Genomic DNA, 24,183 nt, shown 5'->3' on the forward strand with positions numbered 1-24,183 from the left:
TTCGCACCTCCTCTTCAACGTATCCTGCACACTATTCATTGATTTCTTTGACTTCAACCAAGTGTTTAACTTGATTGATCATCCCACGAATGGCCGGACTATCTTGATGAAGAACGGTCTGTTCCCGTTTACGCAGACCGAGCGTGCGCAGGGTGACACGTTGCACTTCAGGACGGCCAATCATACTCCGCTTGAGGGTAATCGCCAGTTTCGTTGCCACGGTCATCCCTCCTTATCCTAACAATTCTTCTACGGTTTTACCGCGTAATTTTGCTACATCTTCAGGGCGTTTCAAACTTTGTAATCCGGTTAATGTTGCACGAACCATATTGATTGGGTTGTTTGAACCAGTCGATTTTGTAAGGATATCCCCTACACCAGCAACGTTTAATACGTCACGCACAGGACCTCCCGCAATTACACCAGTACCTTTGGAAGCTGGCTTAAGAAGAACTTTTCCTGCTCCAAAATGACCGATGATATCATGAGGAATTGTGCTTCCTATGAGAGGAACAGAGATCAGGTTCTTTTTCGCTTCTTCAATGCCTTTACGAATTGCTTCTGGTACCTCTGCGGCTTTTCCGATGCCAGCACCCACTCTGCCTTTTCCGTCACCGACAACTACAAGAGCACTAAAGCTGAAGCGGCGACCACCTTTAACAACCTTTGCTACGCGGTTGATGCTAACCACTTTCTCCATAAACTCAGACTGTGCAGCATCTCTTTTGCGTGGCTTCTCTTGTCTGCTCAAAAGTCTAGACCTCCTTCCCTTGCTCCATCAGCTAATGCTTTTACACGTCCGTGATAAATATATCCACCACGGTCAAAAATAACATTTTCGCAGCCTTTTTCTTTCGCACGTTGTGCGATCAGTGCTCCGACTTTGCGTGCAGCGTCAACTGTTGCGCCACTTTCGCCTTTCCCTTTAAGTTCAACATCTAAGGAAGATGCAGAAGCAAGGGTTGTGCCTGTTTGATCATCGATCAATTGAGCATAGATGTTTTTCGAAGAACGGAAAACATTGAGGCGAGGACGCTCAGCCGTGCCAAAAAGTTTTTTACGAACACGCAGATGGCGTTTTTTACGCTTTTTGTTGCGATCATCTTTTTGAATCACGGTCTAGCTCACTCCCTTCTATATTAAGCGATTAGTTTACTTCTTACCGGTTTTACCTTCTTTACGACGAACACGCTCATCGCTATACTTAATTCCTTTACCTTTGTAAGGCTCAGGCTCACGATAGGCACGAATGTTAGCAGCTTGTGCGCCAACTTTTTCTTTGTCGATTCCACGTACAATAATTTGAGTTTGAGAAGGAACTTCGATTTCAATACCTTCTTCTGGAGTTACTTCCACTGGATGAGAGTAACCCACGTTTAATACTACATTATTGCCTTTTTTCGAAGCACGATATCCGACACCAACCAACTCCAGCGTTTTGGAGAAACCTTTGGATACACCTTCAACCATATTTGCAACAAGGCTGCGAGTAGTTCCATGTAGCGCACGATGTGTGCGGTGATCGCTTGGACGCTCAACAATCACTTCGTTGTTCTCCAGCTTGATGGCGATATCGGAATGGAAGTCACGAGATAAAGTTCCTTTTGGACCTTTCACAGTAACTGTATGACCATCGATTTTTACTTCAACACCGGTTGGTACAACGATCGGTTTTCTTCCGATACGAGACATTCCATTCACCTCCATCCATAAACGATCTTACCAAATGTACGCGATTACTTCTCCGCCTACTTTTTGCTGGCGTGCCTCTTTATCAGTCATTACACCTTTATTGGTAGACAAGATGGCAATACCTAAACCGCGTAAAACACGTGGAATTTCATTTGATTTCGCATAAACACGCAGACCTGGCTTGCTAATTTTCTTCAGGCCCGTGATTACTTTTTCATTGTTTGATCCGTACTTTAAGAAGATCCGCAAAATCCCTTGTTTGCTATCTTCAATGTACTCTGCATCACGGATAAAACCTTCACGCTTTAGAATCTCAGCGATTTCCCTTTTCATACGAGAAGCAGGAAGTTCAACACTTTCATGGCGTACCATGTTCGCATTACGGATTCTTGTCAGCATATCTGCAATCGGATCTGTCATCACCATGCGAGACCCCTCCTTCCTTCATCAATTACCAGCTTGCTTTTTTTACACCGGGAATCTGACCTTTGTAAGCCAACTCACGGAAGCAAATACGACAGAGACGAAACTTACGGTATACCGAATGTGGCCGACCACAGCGTTCACAACGTGTATATTCACGAACTTTATACTTCGGCTTACGCTGAGATTTTATAATCATTGATTTCTTGGCCAACGGATTCCCTCCTTTTACTATCAGATTTAGGTCCGAACCAAGATTTCACTACTTACGGAATGGCATTCCCATCAATGTGAGTAGTTCACGTGACTCTTCATCGGTATTAGCAGTTGTAACGATTACAACATCCATACCACGAACTTTGTCAACTTTATCATAAACGACCTCTGGGAAGATCAACTGTTCTTTTAAACCGAGGGTGTAATTTCCGCGTCCATCAAAGGATTTTGGAGATACTCCGCGGAAGTCACGCACCCGTGGCAAAGCAACATTGATTAGTTTATCAAGGAAATGATACATACGCTCTCCGCGAAGTGTTACTTTAACACCGATTGGCATTCCCTCACGAAGTTTAAAACCAGCAATTGACTTTTTAGCACGAGTGATTACTGGCTTCTGACCAGAAATAGTGGTCAAATCTTCCACTGCATTATCCAGAACTTTTGGATTTCCTACAGCTTCACCTACACCCATGTTGATTACAACTTTTTCGATCTTTGGTACTTGCATGCTAGATTTGTAGTTGAATTTCTTCAACATAGCAGAAGCAACATCTTTTTGGTACTGTTCTTTCAAACGAGCTGCCATCAGGTGAACCTCCCTTCTTTAGCAGAATTACTTATCTAGAATTTCGCCAGACTTTTTAGCGTAGCGAACTTTTTTCTCTTTGTTGTTTTTTCCCTCAACAAATTTGTAACCGACTCGTGTAGGTTGTTTTGTTTTCGGGTCTTCAATCATTAGATTGGAGAGATGGATTGCAGCTTCCTTCTCGATGATTCCACCTTGAGGATTCGCTTGGGAAGGACGGGAATGTTTTTTAATCATATTCACACCCTCAACCAAAGCACGATTCTCTTTTGGGAAAACTTTGATGACACGACCTTTCGTGTACACTTTTTTCCCATTTTCATCGAAATAAGGAGCTTCTTTACCACGCATTACAATGACTGTATCTCCACTTTTAATATGAAATTTATTTGGTTTACCGGACATGCTCGGCACCTCCTTACTTCCGGAGTGTAGTCTCTAAGATTTAGGATCCCAACACTTTACAGCACTTCCGGTGCCAAAGAGATAATTTTCATGAAGTCGCGATCCCGCAATTCACGAGCTACTGGTCCAAAAATCCGAGTTCCACGTGGACTTTTATCTTCTTTAATGACAACAGCAGCATTTTCGTCGAAACGGATATAGGAGCCATCAGGACGGCGAGTTGCACGTTTGGTACGAACTACTACGCACTTCACTACATCACCTTTCTTGACAACGCCACCTGGTGTTGCTTGTTTGACAGAAGCAACAATAACATCACCGATACCAGCAGAAGTCTTTCTAGAACCACCTAAGACTCGAATGCACATAATTTCTTTTGCACCAGAGTTGTCAGCTATACGAAGTCGAGTTTGAGATTGGATCATCTGTTTCCCTCCTTCCCGCGTCCATCAAGCAAAACTTCGATTAGATGATAACCGCTTCTTCAACGATATCCACCAAACGCCAACGCTTATCTTTGGATAACGGACGAGTTTCCATGATTTTAACAATGTCGCCAATTTTAGCTTTGTTGTTTTCATCATGAGCTTTAAATTTTGTGCTGTATTTTACGCGCTTTCCATAAAGCGGATCTTTCTTGTAGGTTTCTACAGTGACGACGATCGTTTTATCCATTTTATCACTGACCACTTTGCCGATACGTACCTTGCGGCGAGACGTACGCTCGTTCATCCCTGTTTCCTCCTTTCTTCAATCCCCAGTTCGCGTTCCCGAAGAACGGTTTTACAACGGGCAATGTTTTTGCGAACTTGACTCAGACGCGCTGGATTTTCCAATTGCCCAGTAACTGATTGAAAACGGAGGTTAAACAGTTCTTCCTTGTACGTAGCAATTTTTTGCTCGATCTCGGCGGTGGTCAACTCGATTAGCTCTTTTGCCTTCATTCGTTACCACCTGCTTCACGTTTAACAAATTTTGTTTTGATTGGAAGTTTCATAGCTGCAAGACGCATAGCCTCACGTGCTATTTCTTCCGGAACACCCGCTAATTCAAACATGATTTTACCTGGTTTTACAACCGCAACCCATTTTTCCGGGGAACCTTTACCGCTACCCATCCGTACCTCTAAAGGTTTTTGGGTTACAGGTTTGTCAGGGAAAATCTTAATCCAGACTTTACCGCCCCGTTTGATATAGCGAGTCATCGCAATACGTGCTGCCTCGATTTGCCTGTTGGTAATCCAAGATGGCTCGAGGGCCTGCAAACCGTATTCACCAAATGCTACTTCCGTACCGCCCTTTGCACGACCTCTCATTTTGCCGCGGTGTTGACGACGAAACTTCACACGTTTTGGTAATAGCATCGATTACTCGCCTCCTTTCGTTTCTCCCTTTTTGTTTGTGCGAGTAGGGAGAACTTCTCCACGATAGATCCAAACTTTTACGCCGAGACGACCATAAGTGGTATGAGCTTCAGCAAAACCATAATCGATATCAGCACGAAGCGTATGAAGAGGTACAGTTCCTTCACTATAACCTTCACTACGAGCGATATCAGCTCCACCCAAACGTCCAGAAACCGTAGTACGGATCCCTTTAGCACCAGAACGTAATGTACGTTGCATAGCTTGTTTCATTGCACGACGGAAAGACACACGACGTTCCAATTGTTGTGCAATATTTTCAGCTACTAGATAAGCATCAAGCTCAGGGTTTTTAACTTCATTAATGTTGATATGAACTTTCTTGTTGGTCAATTTGGCAAGAGATTGACGAAGTGCTTCAACTTCTGATCCACCTTTACCAATGACCATACCAGGTTTAGCAGTATGAATGCCGATGTTGATGCGGTTTGCTGCCCGTTCGATCTCTACGCGGGAAACAGCTGCATCTTTCAAACGATTTTTAATGAAGTCACGTACTTTAATGTCTTCATGTAAAAGATCAGCATAGTCTTTTCCGCCATACCATTTTGAATCCCAGTCACGGATGACACCCACACGTAGACCAACTGGATTAACCTTTTGACCCAAAGCTTTGCACCTCCTTAATTAAACAGATTATTTTTCAGATACAACCACAGTAATGTGGCTCGTACGTTTATTGATTCTGCTCGCACGACCCTGGGCGCGGGGCAAATAACGTTTCATCGTGGGCCCCTCGTCAACAAAAGCTTTTTCAACAACCAAGCTGCTAGAATCCATATTGTAGTTATGTTCTGCGTTTGCTACGGCTGACGAAAGAACTTTTTCAATGATCGGAGAGGCGGCACGAGGAGTAAAGCGAAGAATGGCGAGTGCCTCTTCCACAGACTTGCCGCGGATCAAATCGATCACCAGACGCGCTTTGCGTGGAGCGATACGAATATTGCGTGCAATAGCTTTTGCTTGCATATTTTTACCTCCTCTCTCGTTAACCTAACCTCTACCGTCTTCTCGATTTCTTATCATCGCTAGCATGACCTCTGTAAGTACGAGTTGGAACAAACTCTCCTAGTTTATGCCCAACCATATCTTCAGTCACATAGACAGGGACGTGTTTGCGCCCATCATGCACAGCGAAGGTATGACCAACAAAATCCGGGAAAATCGTGGAACGGCGTGACCAGGTTTTAACGACACGTTTTTCGTTCTTCTCATTGAGCTGTTCTACTTTTTTCAGTAGGTGATCATCTGCAAATGGTCCTTTTTTCAGGCTGCGGCCCATACAGTCAACCTCCCTTCAAGTGAGGCTAATTCACATCCAAAATTACTTCTGTTTACGACGACGAACGATATATTTGTCAGACGCTTTATTTTTCTTACGGGTTTTGTAACCAAGAGTTGGTTTACCCCATGGTGTAACTGGTGATTTACGACCGATTGGTGTACGACCTTCACCACCACCGTGTGGGTGATCATTCGGGTTCATTACAGATCCACGAACAGTTGGACGTTTACCCAACCAACGAGAGCGTCCAGCTTTACCAACAGTAATCAATTCATGGTCGATATTACCTACTTGACCAAGGGTTGCACGACACTCGATCAAGATCATGCGAGTTTCTCCAGAAGTTAGACGAATGATTGCGTACTTTCCTTCTTTACCAAGAAGTTGAGCAGATGCACCTGCTGCACGAACCAATTGTCCTCCACGACCTGGTTTCAACTCGATATTGTGAATCACACTACCTAGTGGAATATTACGTAATGGCAATGCATTACCTACACGGATATCCGCTTCAGGACCTGACATGATCGTTTGACCTACTTTAAGTCCGTTTGGAGCGAGGATATAACGCTTCTCACCATCAGAATAGTGGATTAATGCAATGTTAGCAGAGCGGTTTGGATCGTATTCGATCGTGGCAACTTTGCCTGGAATGCCATCTTTGTTACGTTTAAAGTCAATGATCCGGTATTTACGTTTGTGTCCACCACCATGATGGCGCATTGTGATTTTTCCTTGGTTGTTACGTCCAGCTTTCTTTGGCAGACTCACAAGCAAAGATTTCTCAGGCTGATCTGTGGTGATCTCTTCAAATGTGGATACGGTCATATGACGACGAGATGGAGTCGTCGGTCTAAAATGTTTAATGCCCACTTTATTTTCCCTCCTTTGTTATGTGATAGAAGTTAGGCTTCAAAAATTTCGATCGGCTTGCTGTCTTCAGTTAGCTTTACGATCGCTTTTTTACGTTCAGGTCTCCGACCGGTGTAACGACCATAACGCTTTTCTTTACCTAGAAGACGAATGGTATTTACTTTGTCAACTTTTACACCAAAGATTTTCTCAATGGCTTTTTTGACTTCTACTTTGTTCGCACGTACGTCCACTTCAAAAACGTATTTGCGATCTTCCATTAGATCCGTGGTCGCTTCAGTAATCACTGGGCGGCGGATGATATCGCGTGGGTCTCTCACTGGCCGAGCACCTCCTCTACACGATTCACAGCTCCACGAGTGAGAATCACTTTATCATGATACACAACATCCAACACGTTAAGTCCATCCGCTTTGATGAGTTTAACTCCTGGAATGTTGCGTGCGGCTAGTACTGCATTATCCTCGAGTTGATCTGTAACAATAAGAGCTTTTTTCTCAATACCCAAGTTTTTCAGTACTTGAACCAATTCACGTGTTTTTGCTTGTGCTAGCTTTAGTTCATCAAGGACTAGCATCCCTTGATCCAACACTTTACTAGAAAGGGCAGATTTAATTGCTAGACGACGAACTTTCTTTGGTAATTTGTATGCATAACTGCGTGGTGTGGGCCCAAAAACAATTCCACCACCCACCCATTGTGGTGAACGGATACTACCTTGACGAGCACGTCCTGTACCTTTTTGTTTCCAAGGTTTACGACCGCCACCCCGAACAGCTGCGCGGGTTTTTACGGCATGTGTTCCACGACGTTGGGATGCTTGTTGCATCACGATCGCATCATGTAAAACAGCCTCGTTAGGGGTAATGCCAAAAACTTTCTCTGCAAGTTCGATATCCCCTACTTGTTTACCGCTCATATCTAAAACGGTTAGCTTAGGCATGTGGGCTCCTCCTTTCCTCAATCAATCATTAAACGGTTTTTGCTTTAACAGCTGATTTAACGACTACATAACTATTTTTAGGTCCTGGAATAGCACCTTTGATCAGAAGCAGATTTTTGTCTGCATCTACACGAACCACTTGAAGATTTTGAGTGGTTACACGGTCGCCACCCATACGTCCTGGCAATTTATGTCCTTTAAAGACACGAGCTGGGTCAACAGCACCGAGTGAACCTGGTCCACGGTGATAGTGAGAACCGTGACTCATCGGTCCACGTGCGTGATTATGACGTTTGATGGAACCTGCAAAACCTTTACCTTTAGATGTTCCGGTTACGTCAACGATTTCACCTTCTGCAAAGATATCGGCTTTAACTTCGCCACCAAGTTCAAAGTCACCTAGGTTTACACCACGAATCTCTTTCACGAAGTGTTGAGGTTTTACATTTGCTTTTTTCGCATGACCAAGCTCAGGTTTGTTGGAACGATGTTCCTTTTTCTCTTTAAAACCAAGCTGGATTGCTTCATATCCATCGGTATTGAGATCTTTCTTCTGAAGCACAACACAAGGGCCTGCTTCTACAACGGTTACTGGAATGACAATCCCGTTTTCATCAAAGATCTGGGTCATACCAACTTTTTTACCGAGTATACCTTTCACTTTTTACACCTCCTGCCTTTACAAAATGAAAGATTACAATTTAATTTCAATATCGACACCTGAAGGTAGATCTAATCTCATCAATGCGTCTACTGTTTGTTGAGTAGGATTGACGATATCAATCAGACGCTTATGAGTGCGCATTTCGAATTGCTCACGAGAATCTTTGTATTTGTGAACCGCACGAAGGATCGTGTAGACAGACTTTTCTGTTGGTAATGGAATAGGTCCTGAAACAGCAGCCCCTGTCCGCTTAGCTGTATCTACAATTTTAACTGCAGATTGATCCAGCACACGATGATCGTAAGCTTTTAAGCGAATGCGAATCTTTTGTTTTGCCATTGTTAACCCTCCTTCTCGCTCATTTTTAAAAATGAACTTCTCCGTGGAAATTTCCCGCCCAACCATGGCAAAGGGGCCGGGTGTGTCGGCAACCTTCCACATCATCACTGTTCATGACAACATTCAACATTATATAGAATGAAAGAAATAGATGCAAGTTTTTTTCGATCGGTTTTTGGGAAAATAAATAGTCTGAGTCCTATTTCTATCTTCTCTATGGAAAAAGAGGAACTCTATTCAATTTGAAAGGTTCATTGATCCATAATGAAATCACTAATTACAAAAGAATCCTTCCTAAAGATAACAAATTGTGAACCCAATTTTCCAGTCTTTTGTTAACATTTTTTGTCTATACACCCCTTTTTCTCTATTCAATCAAAATTCCAATGAACTTTCGTTTCCAGATTCTCAAAAAAAAACGACCTTTATAAGGTCAGAAATAACTGTGTATGCTAAGCATCATTACAGCAGTCATCATCACTTAGGTCGTTCCCCACTGTTTCTATTAATCAACCTAGAGATTGGAAATCATAGGGAGTCAGTTGGATCGCTTCTTTCTATTTCGCTTCTTTTGCTCTGCTCCCATAGACAATACGGTACGAATAGAAAGAAATTCAAAAACTACGAAACCGACTCCAAAAACAATCCCCAAGGAAAAATCATGTTTTCCAAATATCTCTGTTGCTGAGACTCCAAATATACTATCCAGGATTCCCATAGAAAAAAATATATCCGCACACAAAACCAAAAAAACGAGAGAGATTGTATTGAAGAAAATAATTAAAGGAATTTTATTTTCCATAGTTCTTACCCCTTTTTCTCAAATAAAGAATCTCAATCGATCACTTCAAACGTCCTTTCTTAATAAGGAAATCTAGATACTTTCCAACTAAACTTGCATAAATAACTAGAAAAATATAGAAACAAATACAAGAAATAAAAAAAGGGAACGCAAGCGGACGGAAAAAAAGCCCTAATGCGAGGAAAAACAGGCCAACCCACACCCATCCCAAACGTCCCATAAATAGTTGATAAATCCATACCCAACGATAAAGTGGATGCTTAATCTTGATACTTAAATGATACATACCTAGAGTGAGTGAACTCCCAGGATCTAAGCTTATCGCCTCTTTAAAATGGCGATAAGCTTGATGAGGGCGGTTTCTAAAAAGTAAAAATTGACCATAATTATGATGAGTGATGTCATTCTCGGGATCTTGAGCTAGTGAATCTAGAAAAGCTTGCTCAGCCTGTTTATACTTCTTTAGCTTTCCTAGGATAACTCCTTTAACAGAAAGGGCATTCGCATCTGTGGGATCAATTCGTAAAGCATATTCGATTTGATATAATCCTTCTTTATATCGATCATTATAGATGCCTAAAAATTCAGCATAGGTAAATCGACCGAAAAAACTATTCACGTTTAACTCAATGGCCTTTTTATACTCTTGCTCTGCTTCTCTCTTTCTCTTAAGTTTAAATAAAATAATACCATATAATGTATGTGCATCCGCATAAGAGGGATTTAATTTTATCGTTTCTTTAATGGTTGCTAAAGCTTTTTCATACTCTTCCAATCCTACATAACTACTTGATATCAACCAGTAAGCATAGGCTTGTTCTGGATCATTCGCTAATGCTTGCTGAGCCAGTTCAATCGCTAGATCATATTTGTCTAATTTAAAAGCTTGTTCTGCTTTCGCTAATTGTTTATTGATATCATTGACTAATTCTTGTTCCATCTAATCACCTAAGAATGTTTATTTAAATAGTCAAGAATATCATCATAGATTCCTGATTCATTGCTATAAGTAGCATAGTTTTTAGCAGTGGATAACCATTCCAAGGTACTGGACTTAACTTTTTTTAAGGCTTCCAGCAAATCATTCGTAGTCACTTTTCTTTTTTTTCCAGTTTTCATCGCATCAGTGATCGCCAAGTCAATGGCCCAATCACAAACCGAACGAATATCTGCACCAGAAAATTTCTCCATCTTTTTCGCCACTTTTACAAAATCAATCTCTTCGATGGGCTTCCCTGATAGTTGAATATGCAAAATCTCTACTCTAGCTTGTAAATCAGGGGGGGCAACAAAGAGAACACGATCAAACCGTCCAGGACGACGCATCGCAGAATCAACAAACCAAGGTGTATTAGTCGCCCCTAAGACCAATATCTCTTCATTATCCGTATGGACTCCATCCAATTCACTTAATAGTTGGTTGGTTAATGAGCGCATATATGTGGAAGTGGATTGTTGACGACTACTTCCGATCGCATCCAATTCATCAATAAAGATAATCGAAGGTCGCTTCTGACGAGCTGTCTCAAAAATATCATGCAAATTACGTTCACTTTGCCCAATATACATATCCAAGATATCGTGAATATTAATACTTACAAAATGGGCATTACATTCTCCTGCAGTTGCACGAGCGATATGTGTTTTCCCGCACCCTGGAGGTCCATATAACAGTAATCCTCCTCCGATCTTCTTCCCATAGGAGCGAAACAAATCGGGATTTTGAAATGGATAAATAATATTCATCCGAATTTGCTCTTTTAATTCTTCTAAACCACCAATGTCTTTAAAGGAGATTTCCGGCTTCTCAAATAAATCATCTTGTCGAGTTGAAGGCTTAAATTCAACCACTCGGAGTTTTTGTTTAACTTGAACTTGTTTCTGTTTTAACTCCTCTTGATATCCCTCGTCTTTAACCTGAGGGTTTAAATTTAACGCTTCTTCATAAAGTTCTCCGGCCCTTTCATATTCTTCTTGTTCAAAAAAGGATTTAGAAACCAATAGTAATGCTTCTGCTGGTAAATCTGGAACCTGATCAGTCTGAAGCAATTGAATCACTTGATCAAATTGTCCAAGGTCAAAATAGGCCCGTGCAAGAGCAGAGTATGCTTCTTTGTCATTGGGGATTTGTGTAAGAATTTCTTGTAAGTAAGTAATCGCATCTGTGGTTCGTCCAGCACTTAATAAATGTTCACTTACTATTTTTTTTAACGGAATATTATTCGGGCTCAACTGTAAAGCTTGTAAAAGAGATTCAAGTTGATGATCTTGAGTTCCCATATTTCTTTCCTCCTGTCAGTACACAACTTAATCACAATTATACTAATATTTTCATGACTATGAATGAGTTTATTAATAAAACCAATTAAAAATAAACATATCTCCGAATAGACGGAGACATGTTTTAGATCATGAGGTCTAAATAATTGTTATTAATCGCATACTGAATCAACTCATGTTTACTTGAAATATTTAATTTCTGCATAATATTACTTTTATGATTTTCTACCGTTTTTACACTGATCAACAACTTGCCCGCAATTTCTCTATTGGAAAATCCAAGTAAGGTTAAGCGTACGATCTCTTTTTCACGATCAGTCAACACAGAGTCTTGTTTTTGATGGTCTTTTCCCTCTAGCCATTTTTCCATCTTTTCGTCGGGTACAGATGTTTTATAAAATCTTTGATTGTGATGGACTGACTGGATCGCTTCATACAAATCACTTCCTTGGCTCTTTTTTAAAAGATAGCCATGAATACCTAGTTCAATCGCTTTTTTGACATAAGATTCCTCATCATACATCGTTAATAAAACAATCTTACATTGATCTAATTGTTGGTAAATCTCTTTAGATGCTGAGAATCCATCCAATCCGTTAGGCATCGATAAATCCATCAAAATCACATCTGGCTTTAATCGCATCGCTTGAACGATCGCTTCGTCTCCCTCTCCTGCTTCTCCAACAAATTCTATATCCTGAAATGTCTCTAAAAGAAGGCGGATTCCTTTACGAATAAGCACGTGATCATCCACCAACATCACTCTGATCAATGGTGATCCTCCTTCGTAACAGGCACCCAAACATAAATCGTCGTTCCCTGAGGAGATGATTGAATATGGATACTCCCATTCAGTTGATCAATTCTCTCTTCCATATGTTTTAATCCCAATCCTTCTTTGACTTGATTCGGATCAAACCCCATGCCATTGTCTTTAATCTGTTGATAAAGCCCATCCCGATACTTAATTAAGCTGATACATACTTGATCTGCTTGAGCATACTTCATAATGTTATGTAGTGCTTCTTGTGTGACTCGGAATAAATTAATCTCTGTCAATGAGGGAAGACGCTCTTCTAAATCAGCTTGAAAGTGAAATTGAACCTGGGGCACAATCTGCTGATAAGAGCGAACCATTCCTTCGATCGCTGCAACCAACCCTAACTGATCTAAGATTTGGGGACGCAACTGGTGTGAATATGCTTTCACATCCGTAATCACATGATCTAGCTCATTTTTCACTTCAGAAATATATTGTTTAAGTTCAGGACGATCGATATGAGCGTCAATGGCATCCATCGCAATCGAAATAGAATACAATGACTGACTGACTCCATCATGGAGTTCCTGTGCTAAACGTTTATGTTCATTCTCTTGAGCTTCGATCAGCTTTTGAATAATCATTTTAGATAAACGAGCTTCTTCTTCTTTCTTCTTCAATGTCTGATCCCTTAAAACTAGCAGTATTTCTTTCTCATCCGTTTTGGGGTCATGAAAAATGACAGCTGTACTCATCTCCACTTCTAATTTTCTCCCTTGATAGACGGGCATCTGTGATAAAAAATAGGGCACTTCTTCTTGCGCTACTAAATAACAACGATTTTCTCCTTTTTTCACTTCACGCTTTTGACAAAATGTACAATAGGGAACAGGTTCACCTACCAACCAACCTGTCATCTTTACAGCGGAAGGGTTCATGACCAAGATTTCACGATTTTGGTTCATGATAATGATCCCATCCTGCAATGAATTGAAGACTTGGATCATATAATCTGTCTGTTCTAGCATAATCATCCCTCCTTTTTACTTTATATGAACAACTTGTATCCCAATCCCGTTGGAACGTTGTTTCTCTGTCTCACTCTCGTAGTGTGTTCACAAAAGTGTTCTCCAGAGAGACATCTTCCCTCCTAAGTTTATTGGACAGATCAATAAAAAAGGGAGAAAAATATACAGATGATATTCTCCCCCTTCTGTCAATGTTCATTTTAATTTGTATGATGAACGGCACAACGATTAGGTCCGATCTCTAACTCACTCATTTTCATTTCATCTGCGGTTAGTGTTCCCCGATTGATCGCTATAATATCTGTAAAGTTAGGAGGGGTTTCCGTAGAGGCTGAGGCGGCTACATGATCGATAAATGCGTCTTCTTCTTTTCCTTGCATGATCTCATTTTCTTGGCGAATTGAACCAAGTGATTCACCAATAAATCCTTGAGCATTTAATTCGGTACTCAGATTTGCATAGTGAGCAGGTAAAACCAAAACATCATCTGCAATATGAGCTACTTTTTCATAAACAGTATGGTATAAATCTTTCGCCCACTCTCGAACTTTTCCACCTAGGTCAGGGCGACCTAAACCACTGACAAAGATGGTATCTCCAGAAAAGAGTAATTTTTGATTGACCAAAAAGGAGACACTTCCAGGAGTATGTCCAGGCGTTTTGACAGCTAGTACTTCTAGTTGAACATCCGCAAAGTGTATATGGTCGTGTTGTTCTAAGGGAGCAAATTCAAATACAGCCCCTTCACTCTTCATCAAGTAGTATTTAGCCCCAGTTTTTTCAGCCAACAGGCGTCCTCCAGAGATATGATCTGCATGTAGATGAGAGTCCACAATATGGGTAATCTCTACGCCTTCTTGTTCAGCTAGGGAGAGATACGCATCAATAAAACGGGATGGATCAACCACCAAAGCTTCTGAACCAGAAACGATAACATAAGAGAGGCAACCTTTACCGACCCGGATCAATTGAAATACATTCATTTGATCATCTTGATAAATATTTACAGGGTAAAGATATTCGCTCCACGTTTTCATACCACCCTGTAAATAGTAACTTGAGATTCCTTGATCTTTTAAACCCTCTGCGACCATTTTCGATGATCCTTCTTTTGCGCATACCACTACAATTTTTCGATCTGTAGGTAGTTTTCCTAAAATCGGCTCCACACTTTCGATCAGCTCAAAGTATGGTACATTTAAATACTCTATATTTTTCCCTTCCACTTTCCAATCCGCAAAGTCCATTTCATTCCGTACATCTAAGATGAATAAAGGTTCTTGATCAAATATCATCTGATTCAGTTCACCTGCTGTTACCAATTTCAAAAGGGACCCTCCTCACTTTCCATCTACTTAATCCTCCATCGGCCCTGTCCATTCAGACATTCCAGGTAGAACATTGGTAATATCACTAAATCCTAAATCTCTTAATATTTTACAAGCAATATCACTTCGATTTCCTGTTCGACAAATCACATAGTAAGAGGCTTTTGGATTCAACTCTTTATATTTAATTCGTAATGTACTTAATGGAATATGAATGGCTTGCGGAATATGTCCAAGCATAAATTCAACGTCTTCTCGTACATCCAGTATATAATGTTCTTTATTTTCATTGATTAGAATTTCAATTTCTTCGTTAGTAATAACTTTTGGATATTTAGGCAGAGGTTTACGGTTTTTTTCATCTGCTTTTCTAATATAGTGAGAGCACAGATCCTCTTCCTCATGAAAACCAAGGTATTCATCTCCGGTATGTTCCGCTAACTCTTGAAGTTCAATCCCTGACAAGGTATCTCTTACTTGTACTTCTAACACTTGACCCGTTTGTAATCGATCTAACGCATCTTTTGCCTGTGACAAGGGGATGGGCGAGATATAGTCAAGACAATTTAACTTTAGATCAATCGATTGTACATTCAATAGGACCATCTCTTTCGTTAGTTAGGCAAATAAAATGTCCGTCCAAATTTTTATCACTGTAGCCATAATAAGAACAAATAAAATCATTTGAAGTACTTTCACATTCATCTTTTTGCTTAACTTAGCTCCTAGTGGTGCGGCGATTAGGCTGGCAATAACCATAATCACGGACGGGATTAGTAGCATATGACCACCCATCAACTTCCCTGCTGTTGAACCAATTGAAGAAATAAAAGTGATTGCCAATGAGGAAGCAATGGCTACACGAGTTGGAATGCGCAGGATCACTAGCATGACAGGGACTGTGATAAAGGCGCCAGCAGCTCCTACAATCCCTGATAGAATACCAATGATCCCTGCACTTACTGCTGCAATCGGTTTATTAAAAGTAATCTCAGCATAATCGGTGATCAACTCACCCTTTTTAGGAAGAAGCATCATAATAGCAGCGACCAATGCTAAAATTGCATAAACCACATTAATTGTTTCATTGGGTAAAAACTTCGAACCATAGCCCCCGATAAAACTCCCGATAATAATGGATGTTCCCATAACGATTACCAGACTTTTATGGATATATCCATCTTTTCTAAACTCAAACATTCCAGCTAATGTCGCAAAAAAAACCTGTACTGCACTAATCGCAGCTACTTCTTGTGCACTAAAACCAGCAAAACCTAGTAGTGGAGGTATATAAAGCAACATCGGGTACTTGATGATGGATCCCCCTATTCCCACCATCCCTGAAATCATCGAACCAATCGCACCGATGGCAAATAAGAGTATCCATAATTCGATTTCCATAATTTCTCTCTCTGAAGCGGCAATTTCTCTCCAACCCGACGATTACTTAACTGAACGGAGGTTCTTGAGTAGAGTCACTCCAAAAAGAATCGCCTCCTGAATCTCTTTCTCCTTGGTAAGCTTTAATAGTTGGAACAGAGACAGATTTTGTGTAACAGGTTGATCCTTCTTTTGTTCAATTGTTTTTTCTACCGCGTCAATTAGTTTAGGCGCTTCTTTAACTAGGGAAGATTTGAGCACTTGATCTCCCACTTCAACTAATTGAAGTCCTTGTTGTGTTAAATGTTGAACCGTAGATTCTGTTAGTGAATCGGTCAATACACCTAACGTTTGTGCCAACTCTAATAACTTATCTAGCGTTCCATTTTTCTCGAGTACCATTACTTTTTCTAATACATGAGCTAACTGATCACTATGTTTAAGAAGAACATCAATCAGATGGTGAACCCGTTCATCTCCTAATACATCAAGTAGCTGAGAGGATTGTTCCAACTTTTGAGTCAGTCCATTGACCGTTTCATCGGTCAATGTATCGCTCATCATCTTGATGATGCTTAATGTATCGAGAAATACAGGTAACATTTCAACGACTCGTTCCTGTGTTTCCTCCGGGATCACATCAAGTGCTAGGTGCTTTTTGGTTTCTGCCATGTGTGACACCCCCTTAAAGAATCCCTTTTAGGTTTACCCAGTGGACATTGTTGTAGCTACTTTTTGCATAGTGAACCATTTTAGAAGGTGTTACTGGTTTGGGTGGATTTTCGTAATCAAATGAGATATACGTTGCTTTATCTAGACCAGTCTCAATAAAGCAGAACACTTTTCCGTTATATTGTTTGTTACCCTTACGCCCTCTCACTTGGTTAATCAGATTATCTGCCAATACTTCCGATTCAAAGTGTGCTGTTGATCCTGCTTTACTAATCGGTAAATTGGTAGCGTCTCCCACAACATAGATATCTTTTTGTCCTTCAAGGTACAACTTATTACGATCAGTAGGTAACCAGCCTTCCTGATCTCCCAGCTTGTTATCTCGAATGACTTCTGCACCTTTATGTGGTGGGATAGCAACCAATAGATCATAAGGTAGCTCACGACCATCTAAGCTGACCATTACCTTCTTTTCTGGATCTACATGATCCATCATAAAAAAGGTCTCTACATGAACATCACGTTCTGCAAACTCTTTAGTTGCTAGTTCAGCTACAGAAGCAGTTCCATAAGGGCCAGCTAGTGGATAAGCATAAGTGATCTCTGTCTTTTCACGGATTCCTTGTTGTCTTGCCCAATCTTCAAACATCATCGTAAATTCAAGTGGTGCTACTGGACATTTATGAGGAAGTCCAACTGCCATGACCACTTTTCCACCTTCAAATTGATCCATTGCCTCACGCAATTTGAGTGATCCTTCTAAGGTATAGAAGATGTGTCCACCTTCATCTAGTCCTGGAACATCTTGCACTTGCGGATGCGAGCCTGTGGCAATAATTAGGTAGTCATAGGATAAACTTTTACCCGATTTCAACGTCACTTGTTTCTTGTCTGGATCGATTTTTTCTGCACGATCCAGAACCACCTCAACTTTTGGATCCATCACTTGTTCTATAGGACGAATCAACTCTTCAGGTTGTTTTAGATGAAAAGGAATATATAGAAATCCTGGCTGATAAACATGGTAATCTTTTTCACTAATCACAGTAATCGAAGTTTGATTTTCTTCCAACTCTGTTTCTAAGCCATGCGCCAACTTATTAGCCATCATCGTTCCAGCAGTACCGCCACCAACGATTAAGATCTTTTTCATCGTTAAACCCCTCCTCACTATTTCATCCGTACGATTAACTTAAAAGCGTCGCCAGATGGTTCTTCACCTAAAAACTCATGCCCCATCTTTTCTGCCCATGCAGGAACATCTTTACGAGAACCTGGTTCGTTGCTCAAAAGTTCAATCACAGTTCCTGACTCAGCATTTTTTGCTGCTTTCATTAATTCCATGAGTGGACCAGGACAAAAAGCCCCACGTGCATCGACTAAAACTCTATTTTCTTCTGCCATCATGTCACATCTCCTTTGCATATAAAAACGCTTACAAATTGATTCTATGCTTACTACTTGCTATAAACCATAGGGGTTCCCCCCTATCTTTAACAAAGATCCCCTCAGATTTGATAAGTCACAATCATTTCGGACGACATATCGTCTCCCAACCTATATAAATATTGCTTGTCATCAATACTCCTTCCAATCTAAGTGAATCCACAAATACCTCCAATTTAGTGTTCTTGGCTCATCGAGTACATCTTTATTGCATGCAAAAAAAGAGTTGACAGAAGCACTGTATATACTGTTAATATTAATATACACAGTATATACAAACTGATTAACTCGTTAAAGGCGGTAGAGGCAGAATGAACCAAGTAGCCATTCAAGCCCATGATTTGCATAAACAATTTCAACATCACCAAGTACTTCGTGGAGTGAATCTGTCATTTCCACATGGTAAGATCACTGCGTTGTTAGGAGCTAATGGTGCAGGTAAAACAACCTTTTTACAAATTTGTTGTGGGTTGATCTCTCGAACTTCTGGAAAGCTTCAAGTCCTAGGCTTAGACCCACAAGTAGATCACTTTAAGCTTAAAAAGCGGATTGGACTTTTATTTGGAAATGAAACTGGATTATATGATCGGCTAACCGCTTATGAAAATATCACTTATTTTGCTGATTTATATGGAATACCAAAGAAAATACAAGAACAACGAATCCAAGAATGGTCAAAACGGTTAAAACTAACTCCTTACTTACATAAACGGGCAGGGGAATTATCGAAGGGGAACCGTCAAAAAGTGGTGATCATCAAAACAATCATCCATGATCCAGAACTCATCTTTTTTGATGAGCCTACAACGGGATTAGATATTGAAGCATCGCTATCTTTTCAAGAGTTAGTCCAAGAATTACAACAAAGAGGGAAAACCATTGTTTTCTCCACTCACATTCTCGAGGAAGTAACCAATATCGCTTCTCATGTAGTGATTCTTAATCGCGGACTTATTCATTTTCAGGGCACTTTGGAAGATCTTTATCAAAAGTCGAATTCTAACCAGCTACAAGAAATTATTCGTGGCGTGATCGGAGGGCATACAGCATGAAAATCATCTGGACGGTTTTGAAAAAAGAATTAACAGATCAACTCAGAGATCGTCGAACCCTATGGCTCACGATCATCATTCCATTATTATTAGTTCCTGTTCTTTTCTTGTGGCTAACCAAAGAAGACAGCTCACCAAATCCACAGGTTGCTGTATCCCAATCACTTCCTACATCCTTACAGAAGCAAGTAGAACAAGGGTTAAAAGTTAAAGTCGTTCCATCTACCCATCCTGTAGAAGAGGTAAAAAAAGAGAAGGCGATTGCTGCCCTCTCCTTCAATGAAACAACTAAAACCTTAGACTTATATCAGTCTTCATCTGAAACACCCGACTTGGAACAAACTCTATCTGGCATGGTCGCCCAACTAAATCTTGAAGCAGGACTTCAACATCAAAGTAAGCTTGGCATCTCCCCTCAAGAGTTATATCCTTGGAAGTTGAACACCCATGATTTATCTAAAGATACTTTTAACCGTTCGGCCGTCTTCTATATCTTGGGCTTAGTTCTAGGAATGGCTCCCTTAACTGGAGGAATGACCTTAGCTATTGACGCGATCGCAGGAGAAAAAGAACGAAAAACCATTTATTCCTTGTTCTTGTTACCGATCTCTCCCACCCAACTTTGGATGGGTAAATGGTTGGCAGTAACCCTCATGGGATGTTTAAGCACATTAATCACGATCGGTGCTACCTGGGGAGCCAATCTATATACAGGAGAACTAATCATTCCATCGTCCGCCTTGACACAAATTGCACCTTTCACATGGATCATTTATGGCATTTTAATTGTCGCTACCATTGCGTTTTTATCTTCAATACAATTGTTAGTAAGCACATTTGCACGAACCTTTAAAGAAGCACAGTCATACTTTACACCTGTACTATTCTTAGTGATGATTCCAATCTTTATGATGATGGGTATAAAGCCTGTAGAGTTAGAAGCCTATCAAATCTATACGCCCATTTTTAGTTTATACTCTATGTTATTAAAGATTTTATATGGTCAATCCGATTATGTACATCTCTTAATTGCTACAGGAATCACACTAATCACAGGTATTGCGGTTGCTTATCTTGCTAGTTTCTTTTTTAAGCAACCTCGATGGATTTTAGGGCGAGATTGAAGGAGGAACGTTGATGTTTCAGAAAGACACTTGGTGGTTAACGAAGTTTGAAATCAAAAAGAATTGGAGCGCCATGTTATTTTCATGGTGCCTTTTTCTCATTTTCTACTTTTTTGTACTGCAAATGATTGGAGAGTTTGATCTTCCTCTAAAGAATCACCCTTCATATTCATTTACATTCTTTTTTCTTGATCTTTGTTTATTTACTTTCTTAACCTTTCATTTCACCAGAAGAAAGGAGTATTATTCGACTTCTGTCTATAGCAAAGACGAGATCACTCATGAACAAGGATATTATCGTAGTCACCCCATCTCTATTGAACAGGTTATAGGAAGTCAACTACTTCATATGTGTTTATTTTTAATTGTGAGTATGGTTACAGCAGGTCCTTTTCTATACTATGTCACACCACTCTTACAGCAACACTTTGACTTTCTTTCATATGTTTTTATGCTTCTAATCATGTTTGCGATGGCTCTGTTCATTACGGGTCCTATTTTATATGCAGAATCTGTGTTTTCCTTTAAAGTGTATTCAGTTCAATATGCTTTATGGACTATCGCATTTATGTTGTTATCATTGATTTATCGAACTCTAGCCGAAGAGCACTGGTTTAGCCCATTGATTACCTTGGCACAAGAAAAAAATGGGATTGTTACAGGATTGATATTAATCTGTTCTTTTTTCAGTCTACTTATCTTTTATCGATTGATTGTTGCAAAAATCCGTAATAGAGAGTATCGAACTATTCAACGTTAGGAGGGATGACAGATTTTATTACCGATCTCTGTATCGATGGAACGTCCTGAGCCGATCTATCGGCAAATTCATGATCAGCTACAAAACTTAATTCTAAGTGGACAACTGACTAGTGGAACTCCGTTGCCTTCCATTCGTTCCTTGGCACAAAACTTATCTTGTAGCGTAATTACAACCCGCCGTGTTTATCAAGATTTGGAGAATGAAGGCCTGATCTATACCAAACAAGGAAAGGGGTCCTTTGTGGCTGATGTACAAGTTGATCAAGCGGAGCAATTGAAAGAAGAGCGAATCACTGTAGAGCTAATGTCTGTCATTGAACAATCCTTCCAGTTACACATATCCAAAGAGCAATTAGAAAATATCTTTCATCGATTACTCCATGAAGTTTATCAACAACCTTTGGAGAAAGGAGAGAAATAAAAACTTGATTATATTGCAAGATATCTATAAAAAATGGAACTCCTTTACTTTTGGACCGATGGACATAGACATTCAACCTGGCTTGATCTATGCAGTGGTGGGGAGCAATGGTTCTGGAAAAACAACTTTATTTAACCTCATCATGAATCTAATCAAACCTGATGATGGGGAGATACAACTTTTCAATCAGACTTATCCTGATCATGAAGTACATATCAAACAAAAAATCGGCTATGTTCCTTATTCCTTTTTAGGAAATCCTACTTGGACTGTGAATCAGGTGGTGCAATTCACCTCCCATTGGTATCCTACTTGGAATCAAACACTCTGTGATTCACTATTTGAACAGATGGGGATCAATCGAAACATAGCCATTGGCAAGCTTTCATCCGGGACGCAGAAAAAATGCTTGTTGTCCTTAGCGTTATCCATAGAGCCATCTCTTTTATTGTTAGATGAGCCAACCAATGGGCTCGACTTTACAACCAAACAACTGGTGATAGAAAAATGTAATCAATGGATGGAAACAGGCGAACGATCGATCCTTCTTGCGACACATGATCTTCATGAAGTACAAAAGGTAGCCGATTATTTGATCTTACTTGATCAAGGTCAGCATCTAGGCACATTTGAAAAGGACCAGCTGTTACAGGATTGGGCTCATATCTGGTTAGACCCTTCAACGGAATCTGACATCGAATTGGAAACAATCACCTATCACTCCGACACCAAATATATAATTACCCATCAAAGGGAAAAAGCGGTCAAACAATTACAGTCGGCTGGTATTCAGATCCGTAAAATTAAATCGATGAGTTTAGAAGAAATCATCCCCTATCTCGTTCAGCAACAATAATCTCTTCAATTAATAATAAGATGGGTTCAAGGTATAAACTCTCACTCTTTTCCTCACACCCGAAGCACTCAAAGATATAAAAAAGCTGTTAACCCTTGGACTTGGTTAACAGCTTTTATTATGTCTATAACAAAATCATGTATGGAATCATTAATTACTTAATGATTGTTGTAACGGCACCTGCACCTACGGTACGGCCACCTTCACGGATCGCAAAACGGGTTCCGTCTTCGATCGCGATTGGAGCGATCAATTCAACTTCCATTTCGATGTTGTCACCAGGCATACACATTTCAACACCTTCTGGTAATTGAATAACACCTGTAACGTCAGTGGTACGGAAGTAGAATTGTGGACGGTAGTTAGAGAAGAATGGGGTATGACGTCCACCCTCTTCTTTGGACAATACATATACTTGAGCTTTAAATTTGGTATGTGGTTTCACAGTACCTGGTTTAGCCAAAACTTGACCACGTTGGATGTCTTTACGGTCTACACCACGAAGAAGTGCACCAATGTTGTCACCAGCTTCAGCTTGGTCGAGCAATTTACGGAACATCTCTACACCAGTAACAACGGATTTACGAGTATCGGTAATACCGATGATTTCAATCTCGTCACCAACTTTAACGATTCCACGCTCAACACGACCGGTAGCAACGGTACCACGACCAGTAATGGTGAATACGTCCTCAACTGGCATTAAGAAGGTTTTATCAGTGTCACGTTCTGGTTGTGGAACGTACTCGTCAACTTGAGCCATTAACTCAAGAATTTTTTGACCCCACTCACTTTTTGGATCTTCAAGAGCTTTTAGAGCAGAACCTTTAACGATTGGAATGTCATCCCCTGGGAAGTCATATTCGCTAAGAAGTTCACGAACTTCCATCTCAACGAGTTCGAGAAGCTCTTCATCGTCAACCATGTCACATTTGTTTAAGAATACAACGATGTATTCAACGCCTACTTGGCTGGAAAGAAGGATATGTTCACGGGTTTGTGGCATTGGACCATCAGCAGCGGATACTACTAAGATTGCACCGTCCATTTGTGCAGCACCAGTGATCATGTTTTTAACGTAGTCAGCGTGACCTGGGCAGTCTACGTGAGCATAGTGACGGTTGTCGGTTTCGTATTCTACGTGAGAAGTAGAAATGGTAATTCCACGCTCTTTTTCTTCTGGAGCGTTATCGATTTGATCATAAGCGGATGCTTGTGCGCCACCATATTCAGCAAGAACAGTGGTGATTGCAGCGGTCAAAGTGGTTTTACCATGGTCAACGTGACCAATTGTACCAATGTTAACGTGTGGTTTAGAACGTTCAAACTTGGCTTTTGCCATGACTAAAATCCTCCCTTAATAAAGCAATATGTTTAATTAATGTTGATTGATGTATAGAAAGCCGGGAAGCGGTGGGTC

At 40.5% G+C, this 24,183-nt stretch carries 37 protein-coding genes; 5 read left to right on the forward strand and 32 right to left on the reverse strand.

The window, feature by feature from the left end:
- Positions 1 to 31: 31 nt before the first annotated feature.
- From rpmD to EDD58_RS09050, 31 genes are all read right to left on the reverse strand, one after another.
- Positions 32 to 226, reverse strand: a complete 195-nt coding sequence (gene rpmD, locus EDD58_RS08900) for a 50S ribosomal protein L30 (RefSeq protein ID WP_207903285.1) — start codon at positions 224 to 226, stop codon at positions 32 to 34.
- A gap of 6 nt (positions 227 to 232) precedes the next feature.
- A complete protein-coding gene (gene rpsE / locus EDD58_RS08905; protein WP_131924986.1) occupies positions 233 to 700 on the reverse strand; it encodes a 30S ribosomal protein S5 in 468 nt (155 codons plus the stop codon).
- A 47-nt stretch (positions 701 to 747) separates the two neighbouring features.
- Positions 748 to 1,116, reverse strand: coding sequence for a 50S ribosomal protein L18 (gene rplR, locus EDD58_RS08910; protein ID WP_131924574.1), 369 nt, complete (start codon positions 1,114 to 1,116; stop codon positions 748 to 750).
- Between the two features lie 36 nt (positions 1,117 to 1,152).
- Positions 1,153 to 1,692 (reverse strand): 50S ribosomal protein L6, encoded by a 540-nt coding sequence (gene rplF, locus EDD58_RS08915; protein ID WP_131924576.1) that lies wholly within the window; start codon positions 1,690 to 1,692, stop codon positions 1,153 to 1,155.
- Between the two features lie 27 nt (positions 1,693 to 1,719).
- Positions 1,720 to 2,118 (reverse strand): 30S ribosomal protein S8, encoded by a 399-nt coding sequence (gene rpsH, locus EDD58_RS08920; protein ID WP_131924578.1) that lies wholly within the window; start codon positions 2,116 to 2,118, stop codon positions 1,720 to 1,722.
- Positions 2,119 to 2,143: 25 nt separating this feature from the next.
- Entirely contained in the window at positions 2,144 to 2,329 is a 186-nt protein-coding gene (locus EDD58_RS08925; RefSeq protein WP_131924580.1) for a type Z 30S ribosomal protein S14, read from the reverse strand.
- A gap of 48 nt (positions 2,330 to 2,377) precedes the next feature.
- Positions 2,378 to 2,920, reverse strand: a complete 543-nt coding sequence (gene rplE, locus EDD58_RS08930; protein ID WP_131924582.1) for a 50S ribosomal protein L5 — start codon at positions 2,918 to 2,920, stop codon at positions 2,378 to 2,380.
- A gap of 27 nt (positions 2,921 to 2,947) precedes the next feature.
- A complete protein-coding gene (gene rplX, locus EDD58_RS08935; RefSeq protein WP_131924584.1) occupies positions 2,948 to 3,325 on the reverse strand; it encodes a 50S ribosomal protein L24 in 378 nt (125 codons plus the stop codon).
- Positions 3,326 to 3,381: 56 nt separating this feature from the next.
- A complete protein-coding gene (gene rplN, locus EDD58_RS08940) occupies positions 3,382 to 3,750 on the reverse strand; it encodes a 50S ribosomal protein L14 (protein WP_131924586.1) in 369 nt (122 codons plus the stop codon).
- Positions 3,751 to 3,790: 40 nt separating this feature from the next.
- Positions 3,791 to 4,057 carry a 30S ribosomal protein S17 gene (rpsQ, locus tag EDD58_RS08945; protein WP_131924588.1) on the reverse strand — a complete coding sequence of 89 codons (267 nt, stop codon included), beginning with the start codon at positions 4,055 to 4,057 and terminating at the stop codon, positions 3,791 to 3,793.
- Positions 4,054 to 4,269 (reverse strand): 50S ribosomal protein L29, encoded by a 216-nt coding sequence (gene rpmC / locus EDD58_RS08950; protein ID WP_131924590.1) that lies wholly within the window; start codon positions 4,267 to 4,269, stop codon positions 4,054 to 4,056. Before rpmC ends, rpsQ begins: the two co-directional genes overlap by 4 nt.
- Positions 4,266 to 4,688 (reverse strand): 50S ribosomal protein L16, encoded by a 423-nt coding sequence (rplP, locus tag EDD58_RS08955; protein WP_131924592.1) that lies wholly within the window; start codon positions 4,686 to 4,688, stop codon positions 4,266 to 4,268. Before rplP ends, rpmC begins: the two co-directional genes overlap by 4 nt.
- A 3-nt stretch (positions 4,689 to 4,691) precedes the next feature.
- The gene (rpsC, locus tag EDD58_RS08960; RefSeq protein ID WP_131924594.1) at positions 4,692 to 5,357 is read right to left on the reverse strand and encodes a 30S ribosomal protein S3; all 666 of its coding nucleotides are present in this window, start codon (positions 5,355 to 5,357) and stop codon (positions 4,692 to 4,694) included.
- Between the two features lie 27 nt (positions 5,358 to 5,384).
- A complete protein-coding gene (gene rplV, locus EDD58_RS08965; RefSeq protein ID WP_131924596.1) occupies positions 5,385 to 5,717 on the reverse strand; it encodes a 50S ribosomal protein L22 in 333 nt (110 codons plus the stop codon).
- Positions 5,718 to 5,748: 31 nt separating this feature from the next.
- A complete protein-coding gene (gene rpsS, locus EDD58_RS08970; protein ID WP_131924598.1) occupies positions 5,749 to 6,030 on the reverse strand; it encodes a 30S ribosomal protein S19 in 282 nt (93 codons plus the stop codon).
- A gap of 42 nt (positions 6,031 to 6,072) precedes the next feature.
- Positions 6,073 to 6,906 carry a 50S ribosomal protein L2 gene (gene rplB, locus EDD58_RS08975; RefSeq protein ID WP_131924600.1) on the reverse strand — a complete coding sequence of 278 codons (834 nt, stop codon included), beginning with the start codon at positions 6,904 to 6,906 and terminating at the stop codon, positions 6,073 to 6,075.
- A gap of 32 nt (positions 6,907 to 6,938) precedes the next feature.
- The gene (rplW, locus tag EDD58_RS08980) at positions 6,939 to 7,226 is read right to left on the reverse strand and encodes a 50S ribosomal protein L23 (protein WP_131924602.1); all 288 of its coding nucleotides are present in this window, start codon (positions 7,224 to 7,226) and stop codon (positions 6,939 to 6,941) included.
- Entirely contained in the window at positions 7,223 to 7,849 is a 627-nt protein-coding gene (rplD, locus tag EDD58_RS08985; RefSeq protein ID WP_131924604.1) for a 50S ribosomal protein L4, read from the reverse strand. The genes rplW and rplD overlap by 4 nt, the downstream gene beginning before the upstream one ends.
- A gap of 28 nt (positions 7,850 to 7,877) precedes the next feature.
- Positions 7,878 to 8,510, reverse strand: coding sequence for a 50S ribosomal protein L3 (rplC, locus tag EDD58_RS08990; protein WP_131924605.1), 633 nt, complete (start codon positions 8,508 to 8,510; stop codon positions 7,878 to 7,880).
- Between the two features lie 33 nt (positions 8,511 to 8,543).
- On the reverse strand, positions 8,544 to 8,852 hold the full coding sequence (rpsJ, locus tag EDD58_RS08995; protein ID WP_131924606.1) for a 30S ribosomal protein S10: 309 nt from the start codon (positions 8,850 to 8,852) through the stop codon (positions 8,544 to 8,546).
- Positions 8,853 to 9,390: 538 nt separating this feature from the next.
- Positions 9,391 to 9,654: a hypothetical protein gene (locus EDD58_RS09000; protein WP_131924607.1), complete on the reverse strand. Its 264-nt coding sequence runs from the start codon at positions 9,652 to 9,654 to the stop codon at positions 9,391 to 9,393.
- 40 nt (positions 9,655 to 9,694) lie between these two features.
- Positions 9,695 to 10,594: a tetratricopeptide repeat protein gene (locus EDD58_RS09005; RefSeq protein ID WP_131924608.1), complete on the reverse strand. Its 900-nt coding sequence runs from the start codon at positions 10,592 to 10,594 to the stop codon at positions 9,695 to 9,697.
- Between the two features lie 8 nt (positions 10,595 to 10,602).
- Complete coding sequence (locus EDD58_RS09010; RefSeq protein WP_131924609.1) at positions 10,603 to 11,934, reverse strand: ATP-binding protein; 1,332 nt, start codon at positions 11,932 to 11,934, stop codon at positions 10,603 to 10,605.
- A 124-nt stretch (positions 11,935 to 12,058) separates the two neighbouring features.
- Positions 12,059 to 12,706, reverse strand: coding sequence for a response regulator (locus EDD58_RS09015; protein WP_131924611.1), 648 nt, complete (start codon positions 12,704 to 12,706; stop codon positions 12,059 to 12,061).
- Entirely contained in the window at positions 12,703 to 13,722 is a 1,020-nt protein-coding gene (locus tag EDD58_RS09020) for a sensor histidine kinase (RefSeq protein ID WP_341539271.1), read from the reverse strand. The genes EDD58_RS09015 and EDD58_RS09020 overlap by 4 nt, the downstream gene beginning before the upstream one ends.
- A gap of 200 nt (positions 13,723 to 13,922) precedes the next feature.
- Positions 13,923 to 15,050 (reverse strand): MBL fold metallo-hydrolase, encoded by a 1,128-nt coding sequence (locus EDD58_RS09025; RefSeq protein WP_131924615.1) that lies wholly within the window; start codon positions 15,048 to 15,050, stop codon positions 13,923 to 13,925.
- A 27-nt stretch (positions 15,051 to 15,077) separates the two neighbouring features.
- On the reverse strand, positions 15,078 to 15,647 hold the full coding sequence (locus EDD58_RS09030; RefSeq protein ID WP_165875899.1) for a sulfurtransferase TusA family protein: 570 nt from the start codon (positions 15,645 to 15,647) through the stop codon (positions 15,078 to 15,080).
- A gap of 21 nt (positions 15,648 to 15,668) precedes the next feature.
- Positions 15,669 to 16,451 (reverse strand): sulfite exporter TauE/SafE family protein, encoded by a 783-nt coding sequence (locus tag EDD58_RS09035; protein WP_131924619.1) that lies wholly within the window; start codon positions 16,449 to 16,451, stop codon positions 15,669 to 15,671.
- A 42-nt stretch (positions 16,452 to 16,493) separates the two neighbouring features.
- Positions 16,494 to 17,102: a DUF1641 domain-containing protein gene (locus EDD58_RS09040; RefSeq protein ID WP_131924621.1), complete on the reverse strand. Its 609-nt coding sequence runs from the start codon at positions 17,100 to 17,102 to the stop codon at positions 16,494 to 16,496.
- A gap of 13 nt (positions 17,103 to 17,115) precedes the next feature.
- Positions 17,116 to 18,255 (reverse strand): NAD(P)/FAD-dependent oxidoreductase, encoded by a 1,140-nt coding sequence (locus EDD58_RS09045; RefSeq protein ID WP_131924623.1) that lies wholly within the window; start codon positions 18,253 to 18,255, stop codon positions 17,116 to 17,118.
- A gap of 17 nt (positions 18,256 to 18,272) precedes the next feature.
- Positions 18,273 to 18,506, reverse strand: coding sequence for a sulfurtransferase TusA family protein (locus EDD58_RS09050; protein WP_131924625.1), 234 nt, complete (start codon positions 18,504 to 18,506; stop codon positions 18,273 to 18,275).
- A gap of 353 nt (positions 18,507 to 18,859) precedes the next feature.
- Here EDD58_RS09050 and EDD58_RS09055 point away from each other — a divergent pair, with 353 nt between their 5' ends.
- The 5 genes from EDD58_RS09055 to EDD58_RS09075 are packed head-to-tail and all read left to right on the forward strand — an operon-like array spanning position 18,860 to position 22,763.
- Positions 18,860 to 19,600 (forward strand): ABC transporter ATP-binding protein, encoded by a 741-nt coding sequence (locus EDD58_RS09055; protein WP_131924627.1) that lies wholly within the window; start codon positions 18,860 to 18,862, stop codon positions 19,598 to 19,600.
- Positions 19,597 to 20,724 carry an ABC transporter permease gene (locus tag EDD58_RS09060; RefSeq protein WP_131924630.1) on the forward strand — a complete coding sequence of 376 codons (1,128 nt, stop codon included), beginning with the start codon at positions 19,597 to 19,599 and terminating at the stop codon, positions 20,722 to 20,724. The genes EDD58_RS09055 and EDD58_RS09060 overlap by 4 nt, the downstream gene beginning before the upstream one ends.
- Before the next feature lie 13 nt (positions 20,725 to 20,737).
- Positions 20,738 to 21,484, forward strand: a complete 747-nt coding sequence (locus EDD58_RS09065) for a hypothetical protein (RefSeq protein ID WP_131924633.1) — start codon at positions 20,738 to 20,740, stop codon at positions 21,482 to 21,484.
- Between the two features lie 36 nt (positions 21,485 to 21,520).
- Positions 21,521 to 21,907, forward strand: coding sequence for a GntR family transcriptional regulator (locus tag EDD58_RS09070; protein ID WP_243648692.1), 387 nt, complete (start codon positions 21,521 to 21,523; stop codon positions 21,905 to 21,907).
- A 4-nt stretch (positions 21,908 to 21,911) separates the two neighbouring features.
- On the forward strand, positions 21,912 to 22,763 hold the full coding sequence (locus EDD58_RS09075; protein ID WP_165875900.1) for an ATP-binding cassette domain-containing protein: 852 nt from the start codon (positions 21,912 to 21,914) through the stop codon (positions 22,761 to 22,763).
- Between the two features lie 154 nt (positions 22,764 to 22,917).
- Here EDD58_RS09075 and tuf read toward each other — a convergent pair whose 3' ends face one another.
- Complete coding sequence (gene tuf, locus EDD58_RS09080; RefSeq protein ID WP_131924641.1) at positions 22,918 to 24,105, reverse strand: elongation factor Tu; 1,188 nt, start codon at positions 24,103 to 24,105, stop codon at positions 22,918 to 22,920.
- Positions 24,106 to 24,183 lie beyond the last annotated feature (78 nt).

The organism is Hazenella coriacea, assembly GCF_004341825.1.
Lineage (GTDB): Bacteria > Bacillota > Bacilli > Thermoactinomycetales > Thermoactinomycetaceae > Hazenella > Hazenella coriacea.

Bases quoted from the DNA above. Each gene is read 5' to 3' on its own strand.
- rpmD (WP_207903285.1), bottom strand. From the start codon at position 226: ATGACCGTGGCAACGAAACTGGCGATTACCCTCAAGCGGAGTATGATT.
- EDD58_RS09040 (WP_131924621.1), bottom strand. From the start codon at position 17,102: ATGGCAGAAACCAAAAAGCACCTAGCACTTGATGTGATCCCGGAGGAA.
- rplV (WP_131924596.1), bottom strand. From the start codon at position 5,717: ATGCAAGCAAAAGCTATTGCACGCAATATTCGTATCGCTCCACGCAAA.
- EDD58_RS09000 (WP_131924607.1), bottom strand. From the start codon at position 9,654: ATGGAAAATAAAATTCCTTTAATTATTTTCTTCAATACAATCTCTCTC.
- rplD (WP_131924604.1), bottom strand. From the start codon at position 7,849: ATGCCTAAGCTAACCGTTTTAGATATGAGCGGTAAACAAGTAGGGGAT.
- EDD58_RS09055 (WP_131924627.1), top strand. From the start codon at position 18,860: ATGAACCAAGTAGCCATTCAAGCCCATGATTTGCATAAACAATTTCAA.
- EDD58_RS09020 (WP_341539271.1), bottom strand. From the start codon at position 13,722: ATGCTAGAACAGACAGATTATATGATCCAAGTCTTCAATTCATTGCAG.
- rpsQ (WP_131924588.1), bottom strand. From the start codon at position 4,057: ATGAACGAGCGTACGTCTCGCCGCAAGGTACGTATCGGCAAAGTGGTC.
- rplP (WP_131924592.1), bottom strand. From the start codon at position 4,688: ATGCTATTACCAAAACGTGTGAAGTTTCGTCGTCAACACCGCGGCAAA.
- EDD58_RS09050 (WP_131924625.1), bottom strand. From the start codon at position 18,506: ATGGCAGAAGAAAATAGAGTTTTAGTCGATGCACGTGGGGCTTTTTGT.
- EDD58_RS09070 (WP_243648692.1), top strand. From the start codon at position 21,521: ATGGAACGTCCTGAGCCGATCTATCGGCAAATTCATGATCAGCTACAA.
- rplF (WP_131924576.1), bottom strand. From the start codon at position 1,692: ATGTCTCGTATCGGAAGAAAACCGATCGTTGTACCAACCGGTGTTGAA.
- rpsJ (WP_131924606.1), bottom strand. From the start codon at position 8,852: ATGGCAAAACAAAAGATTCGCATTCGCTTAAAAGCTTACGATCATCGT.
- EDD58_RS09005 (WP_131924608.1), bottom strand. From the start codon at position 10,594: ATGGAACAAGAATTAGTCAATGATATCAATAAACAATTAGCGAAAGCA.
- EDD58_RS09045 (WP_131924623.1), bottom strand. From the start codon at position 18,255: ATGAAAAAGATCTTAATCGTTGGTGGCGGTACTGCTGGAACGATGATG.
- EDD58_RS09010 (WP_131924609.1), bottom strand. From the start codon at position 11,934: ATGGGAACTCAAGATCATCAACTTGAATCTCTTTTACAAGCTTTACAG.
- rpsH (WP_131924578.1), bottom strand. From the start codon at position 2,118: ATGGTGATGACAGATCCGATTGCAGATATGCTGACAAGAATCCGTAAT.
- tuf (WP_131924641.1), bottom strand. From the start codon at position 24,105: ATGGCAAAAGCCAAGTTTGAACGTTCTAAACCACACGTTAACATTGGT.
- EDD58_RS09065 (WP_131924633.1), top strand. From the start codon at position 20,738: ATGTTTCAGAAAGACACTTGGTGGTTAACGAAGTTTGAAATCAAAAAG.
- rplX (WP_131924584.1), bottom strand. From the start codon at position 3,325: ATGTCCGGTAAACCAAATAAATTTCATATTAAAAGTGGAGATACAGTC.
- rpsS (WP_131924598.1), bottom strand. From the start codon at position 6,030: ATGGGCCGCAGCCTGAAAAAAGGACCATTTGCAGATGATCACCTACTG.
- rpmC (WP_131924590.1), bottom strand. From the start codon at position 4,269: ATGAAGGCAAAAGAGCTAATCGAGTTGACCACCGCCGAGATCGAGCAA.
- EDD58_RS09060 (WP_131924630.1), top strand. From the start codon at position 19,597: ATGAAAATCATCTGGACGGTTTTGAAAAAAGAATTAACAGATCAACTC.
- rpsE (WP_131924986.1), bottom strand. From the start codon at position 700: ATGGAGAAAGTGGTTAGCATCAACCGCGTAGCAAAGGTTGTTAAAGGT.
- rplE (WP_131924582.1), bottom strand. From the start codon at position 2,920: ATGGCAGCTCGTTTGAAAGAACAGTACCAAAAAGATGTTGCTTCTGCT.
- EDD58_RS09035 (WP_131924619.1), bottom strand. From the start codon at position 16,451: ATGGAAATCGAATTATGGATACTCTTATTTGCCATCGGTGCGATTGGT.
- rplN (WP_131924586.1), bottom strand. From the start codon at position 3,750: ATGATCCAATCTCAAACTCGACTTCGTATAGCTGACAACTCTGGTGCA.